This window comes from Pseudovibrio axinellae, from assembly GCF_900110875.1.
In the GTDB taxonomy this organism is placed as follows: domain Bacteria; phylum Pseudomonadota; class Alphaproteobacteria; order Rhizobiales; family Stappiaceae; genus Pseudovibrio; species Pseudovibrio axinellae.
This window is the reverse complement of record NZ_FOFM01000045.1, coordinates 1-5743: the sequence shown is the minus strand read 5'-3', so window position 1 is coordinate 5743 and position 5743 is coordinate 1. Positions and strand designations below refer to the sequence as shown.

Annotated in this window: 4 protein-coding genes and 1 rRNA gene; 2 read left to right on the top strand and 3 right to left on the bottom strand. The window is 49.6% G+C overall.

Translation table 11 applies throughout. The annotated features are described in order from the left end of the window. The first annotated feature begins 957 nt into the window (after window positions 1-957). Window positions 958-2118, top strand: coding sequence for an oxalate decarboxylase family bicupin (locus BMZ51_RS22970; protein ID WP_068009383.1), 1161 nt, complete (start codon window positions 958-960; stop codon window positions 2116-2118). Between the two features lie 336 nt (window positions 2119-2454). Here BMZ51_RS22970 and BMZ51_RS22965 read toward each other — a convergent pair whose 3' ends face one another. Then, window positions 2455-2850 carry a hypothetical protein gene (locus BMZ51_RS22965; RefSeq protein WP_074882381.1) on the bottom strand — a complete coding sequence of 132 codons (396 nt, stop codon included), beginning with the start codon at window positions 2848-2850 and terminating at the stop codon, window positions 2455-2457. Window positions 2851-3474: 624 nt separating this feature from the next. Between BMZ51_RS22965 and BMZ51_RS22960 the strand changes: the two genes are divergently transcribed. After that, window positions 3475-4404 carry an alpha/beta hydrolase family protein gene (locus tag BMZ51_RS22960; protein WP_068009381.1) on the top strand — a complete coding sequence of 310 codons (930 nt, stop codon included), beginning with the start codon at window positions 3475-3477 and terminating at the stop codon, window positions 4402-4404. A gap of 73 nt (window positions 4405-4477) precedes the next feature. On the opposite strand, the gene BMZ51_RS22955 is transcribed toward BMZ51_RS22960, so the two are convergent. Both BMZ51_RS22955 and rrf read right to left on the bottom strand, forming a co-directional pair. After that, entirely contained in the window at window positions 4478-4831 is a 354-nt protein-coding gene (locus tag BMZ51_RS22955) for a transposase (protein WP_082825698.1), read from the bottom strand. A 765-nt stretch (window positions 4832-5596) separates the two neighbouring features. Then, window positions 5597-5711 (bottom strand): 5S ribosomal RNA (rrf, locus tag BMZ51_RS22950). Between the last annotated feature and the right edge of the window lie 32 nt (window positions 5712-5743).

Here is a 5743-nt window from a genome sequence, read left to right as displayed (position 1 = left end):
ACAAAACCTTAAAAAGCCCCGTAATTCCTTCTGTTTTTAACCGCTTGAGCCGCCCTGTGTGCGCCGCCCCGTTGGTGTGGAGCGGGTTATAGGCGGCACATCGCTAACCGTCAACACGCAATCTCCAAAAAAACAAAACTATCTGCAAAAAACTCAACTCAAACCCAAAATCCAGATTCATATATCAACAAACACACCCAAACCTGACCAAATACATACCCAAAATCCCGCAGAAAACAGCCAATTACACCCTTACACACACACCAATCCCTAACAAATCATCAATTTACACAGACACTGGGAAAACATTGACCCCACCGAAGAACACAAGAACAGACAGAATGGCGGGAGTGCGGAGCGCGGAACATGGAGCATGGAGCATGGAGCATGGAGCATGGAGCATGGAGCATGCGGGTGAGGACAAGAGAGGTCGCACGTATATAGGAGAGATCACGATAGGGTTGCGCCATCACCGCAAACCGCTTTTGCGTGGGTTTGTGAAACTTTGCGCAGAACTGCGTATTCCAACGTGGCTATGTAATCAAAGAGCCAAAACCAGCAGCACAAGCCCAAACCAGCACGCACCCGGCTCAACACATAAGAAACCACCGCTCAACCGAACTTATGCCCCGCCAACCAAAATCTATCCCCACATGCCCAAGACATATCCCCGCCTCGCAGCATCCAGGTCTCTAAATCAAGCGTAACTTCAGCATTCTAAAGCAGCCTTCCTTCGACAGGAAACAAACTCAACTTTTACGGACCAAAATAGACACACAAATAAAGTAATTGAATTAATTTATACAATCAAATACCGGAAACACTTATGCTTTTAGAATACAAATTCCTAATTCATAAGATTTATTTGAGAAGGTTGGTGATATAGACGCGGCGAACCCAAATTTCTCTTTTCTGACGCCGAAACAAACAAAAAACAACCTGACAGGTGAGGCAAAAGTGAAAAAGCCAACTCCCCCGCAATCTGACGTCGAACCTATCCGTGGCAACATGGGTGCCTCCATTTTAGGGCCGCGCAATTTTGAAATTGAACGTCAGAACCCGGATGTTCTAACTCCCCCGCTCACAGATCACGGTTCCGTTCCAAACCTCAAATTCCCCTATGCGGCTGCGCATAATCGTATTTTGAAGGGGGGATGGGCACGCGAGGTAACAATACGCGAACTCCCCGTCGCCACGGAGATCGCAGGGGTGAATATGCGTCTCAAGCCTTATGGCATCCGCGAACTTCACTGGCACAAGGAAGCGGAGTGGGCATTTATGATTGCAGGCCACGCCAGAATTACCGCAATCGATGCAGACGGGCGAAACTTCATAGACGATGTCGGTCCAGGTGATCTTTGGTACTTCCCACCCGGCATTCCACATTCGATTCAGGGACTGGCGGATGGATGTGAATTCCTCCTCGCATTTGATAGCGGAAACTTTTCCGAGAACGAAACGTTTTTGCTCACGGACTGGTTTGAGCGCACGCCGCGCGAGATCCTTGCCAAAAACTTTGGGGTCGATGAAAGCGCTTTCGACAATATTCCAGATAATATTGACTTCACCCGCTATCTGTTCCCCGGGCACAAAACCGGTCCTCTGAAGGAAGAAGAAATCACGGCGCCAGCTGGAAAGGTGCCACAAACGTTTAGCCACCGTCTGTTTGAGCAAACACCTGTGGAGGTCGATGGCGGTCGCGTGCGCATCGTGGATACCTCAAACTTCCCTGTCTCGCAGAACATCGCCGCGGCCTGGGTCGAAGTTGACCCCGGCTGTATGCGGGAAATGCACTGGCATCCAAACTGTGATGAGTGGCAATATTATCTTTCTGGACAAGCTCGGATGACAGTGTTTGCGTCTGCAGGTCGCTCAAGAACCTTTAACTATCAGGCGGGCGATGTCGGCTACGTTCCTTTTGCAATGGGGCACTATCTCCAGAACACTGGCGATGAACCACTGCATTTTCTTGAGATCTTCCGCTCAGATCACTTTGCGGACCTTTCCCTGAACCAATGGTTGGGCCTTATTCCGCCAAAACTCGTACAAGCACACCTGAACCTGGACGAGGAAACAATGAAGAAGTTCAGAAAAGACAAACCCGTTATCGTGAAATAACGAGAACAAGCACCTCTGCTCTGTCTGAAAGTTGGGAGAAAAGCCAACCTTTTAGGCAGAGTAGTGAAACTAAGCTGGGCTTTCACCTCCAACATCTAAGTCTTTACGCCAAGAGTGTCAGACTACATTGAGAGTATAGTTTTACGCCATTCAATAGAAGTCCTCAGGACTGGAGACCCGCTAAAGCACAGACCAGTCCAAGCCTGCACTGCCTATCCTACCGTCGGCGTGTCTTTTGTACCGCGAATAAGAACGCCGTCAACGCCCTCATCGTTGCCTTGTATTATCACCTGGTGAATTCACAAATCGGGGTCATCGTATTAAGTTTTCCGACAATTATATCATTATAACCCAGCCACACAAAGTGTTCGCCCCACGCAGCAAGGCTGCAGCCTGTCCTTTGAAATTCTTAGGCCTTGCCATCGAAACCTGTTTACAGGTGAGGTTGGTGTTCGGCTTAGCACCACGACAATGCCAAGGGTTTTGAGCGCTCGCTGTTTCGCCTGATGCAGCTGGATTTACCTGTTCCTGGTTTTTCAACTTTGTCACGCGGAACAGGAAGTTTAAAGCTGACAAAACAGTGCTCGACAGTACCCGATTGACGACCCAATTGCCAAGTTTCCTGGCGATGGTGCCTATGATGGCGCGCCAATCAGACAAGAACTGGCAGAGCGATTTGACGCGGTTGAGGTCATCATTGCGCCGCCCAAGACCGCAGTCCCCAGCTCTCACGCTGCCAGTGATCCGACACCACGCGCCCGCGATATGGCTTGCGTTCGCACCACTGGCAAAGTGGCTTGGTAAAAGCAGACAGGATGTGGGCAACGCACGTGAGGATAAACCCTGATGGGGGCTTTAATCAGGTGATCGGGAGTAAACTCAAATCATGCAGCTTTGACAATCAGAGCACAGAAGCGAAATTTGGCGTTGCTGTTCTCAACAAATTGACGCCCCTCGCGCGGCCTACATTCGAGCGCGTTTTATGACACCAAAATTAATGGGGTTGGCAAGCTGTAAGTGGATTTCGATTTGCGCAACAACGTAGTTCTAAAGAGAGTGGAGCTGGCGGGTTGTGATCCTCCCAAAATAAATGAATCACAAACTTATGAGTCTGAGATTCCTATCGGTCAATCTTTGCCAGAAACACTTTTAGATCCACTTGTGCCGCTTATCTGAAACTGTCAAAATTTATTTTCACTCCACACTCTCGCCCTTTTGTTGCAGCAATTTTTTTCTGCACCAGCTCAGTGCCTCTATTTTCATATTACTGGCAGCTCACTTTGGGCGATGAGCTCAGTCAGAAAAGCCTTTCTGTACGGCCCTGTACACCTATTATGTTTGATATTGGGGGATTCTATGAAATCTAGTTTAGTTAGTTTCGCTATTGCATACTCAGTTCTCTCCACAGCTCAGAGCGCTACTGCATCTGACCTTTATCTTGAGCGCGAAGACGGCAGCGAAATCACGATGTATCTGAAGTCTCAAAGTTCGAAGGATGCGACAGACCTCCTTGTTCTTATTCAAGGCTCTGACTGCAACAGCGTTGCGCACAATGCTCTGATCAACGAACAGTTCTCGCTGGTTCTGCCTGAAGCAGATGTGTTGACTGTTGAGAAATATGGCATCACCTCGGATCTCGTGTGGGATCTCAATAATGTTCACCCCGACTGCCCAGTGGATTACATCAGGAATGACTCTCCTGAACGTCGGACTACAGATTACATCAAGGTTATCAATCAGCTGAAAGAAAGCGGAACATACAAGCGCGTGGTTTTGATTGGTGGGAGTGAAGGCGCGATGGTGGCCAATATGATTGCTGCCAGAGCCGACTTTGTAACGGCTAGCGTTGCACTGAACGGAGGTGGGCGCAAGTTTTTGGACACAGTCCTTTATAACATCAAACACACTTCCAGCTCAAACGCGCAGGAAAAAGAAAACACTGAGGGGTTTTCCGGCTTTGCAAGTCAGGTACTGAACAACGAGCCATTTGAATTAAACATGGGTGATCACGGGTACACTTGGTGGCGCTATATGCTTGGCTCTGATCAGCTGGAAATTCTTAAGCAAATCGATAGTCCGCTTCTTATTGTACAAGGTGGCAAGGACATCAATGTTTCTCCTCAAGCTGTAGATGAACAGATTACGAAACTGGCAGAGTTGAACAAAACCAATGTCACCTACAAATCCTACCCGGATATGACCCACTCCTTCAAGAGTGTGACCGGCGAAAGTATGGTCAATCAGGTCATCACGGATATTCAAGGATGGTTGGCGCAGGTGGAATGATCCTGTGAAGCCTCGGTTTCTGGGCTGTTTTATAGAGGTGGCTTATAAGTTGAAGGACTAAAGCATGTCGCGTTTAATCGGTTCGGCACCCTGCTGCTTTGAAGTAGTTGTAGCACTCATCCTTTGTGAAGAGATCACTAACTTTTCCTAGAGCCTGCCAGAGCTCGCGATACCTTCTTGCTATTGCCTTCCGGCTGAGTGCCTTGAGCTTAGAAAATGCCATCTCGATTAGATCGAGGTGCAGGCTGTAGGGCGAGAGGAATAAAAACCATGCACCGCGCTCCCGCAAACTTGTTTCCGCATTTGGGCTTTTGTGGCTGAGCAGATTATCAAGAATGACGACATCGCCCCTAGTCAGTGTCGGCGAAAGCTGGTTTTCGATGTAATGGTCGAATGTAACTCTGTCATCGGGTCCTTGATAATCCACGCCGCGTCCAGCCGGTTGCCTCGCATGCTAGCGACGAAGGTCTGAGTGTTCCAGTGCCACAACGGTGCCTCTCCGTATAGCCGCTCCCCGATGAGAGCCTATCCGGCAGATTTTGCCATATTGGTTTTCAACGCGGTCTCATCGATAAACACAAATCGTTCTAGACTATTATGCATAGGCGCTTATGGATCCAGATATGACGAACAAGCTCTACATCCAGACGATTGCACTGGGTTGCGACAAGCGTCCTTTTTAATGCGATAATCCAAGAGGCAGCAGCAAGCGACCAACCGATGAGCGGTGCACCTTGAGACCATGAGCGCCATCCAGCTCCTGCACCAATTCATCAAACGTGAGATCGTCTTTGTCCTACAAACGCGCTCCCACCCACTCGTGAACCACTCCATGGCAGGCCTGCCCCATTGTTATCCCCGCTGACGGGGTTCCCAGTAAACGCCGCCTCTAGACAGCCCTGAAGCCTCAACAACTGCACGTCGCATAGGTTCTGCTTGATCGTGAGCGCACTCGCAACCCGCTCACCTCCAACAAACACGCAGTGCTTTCTCCAACCCCAGCTCAGCAGATGTCGCCTGCCGCGCTCATGGCGACCTCCCGTGTCGCACTGGGGCAAGGCCTGGCGGCGTTGATGGAGTGTTTTGGGATGGTAAATACAAACGCAAAAAGCCCCCGAGCTTTTTGTGCTCGGGGGCTTTTTGATGAATGATGTTGTGTTTATTTTGGAGAGTTTATGTGTATGTTCATCATGCCCGGCAGCGCCCTACTCTCCCGCGTCTTGAGACGAAGTACCATTGGCGCAGGGGCGTTTCACTTCCGAGTTCGGGATGGGATCGGGTGGGGGCGCCCCGCCATAGCCACCGGGCAGGATTAACATACACTTAGCGTTTCGTATTT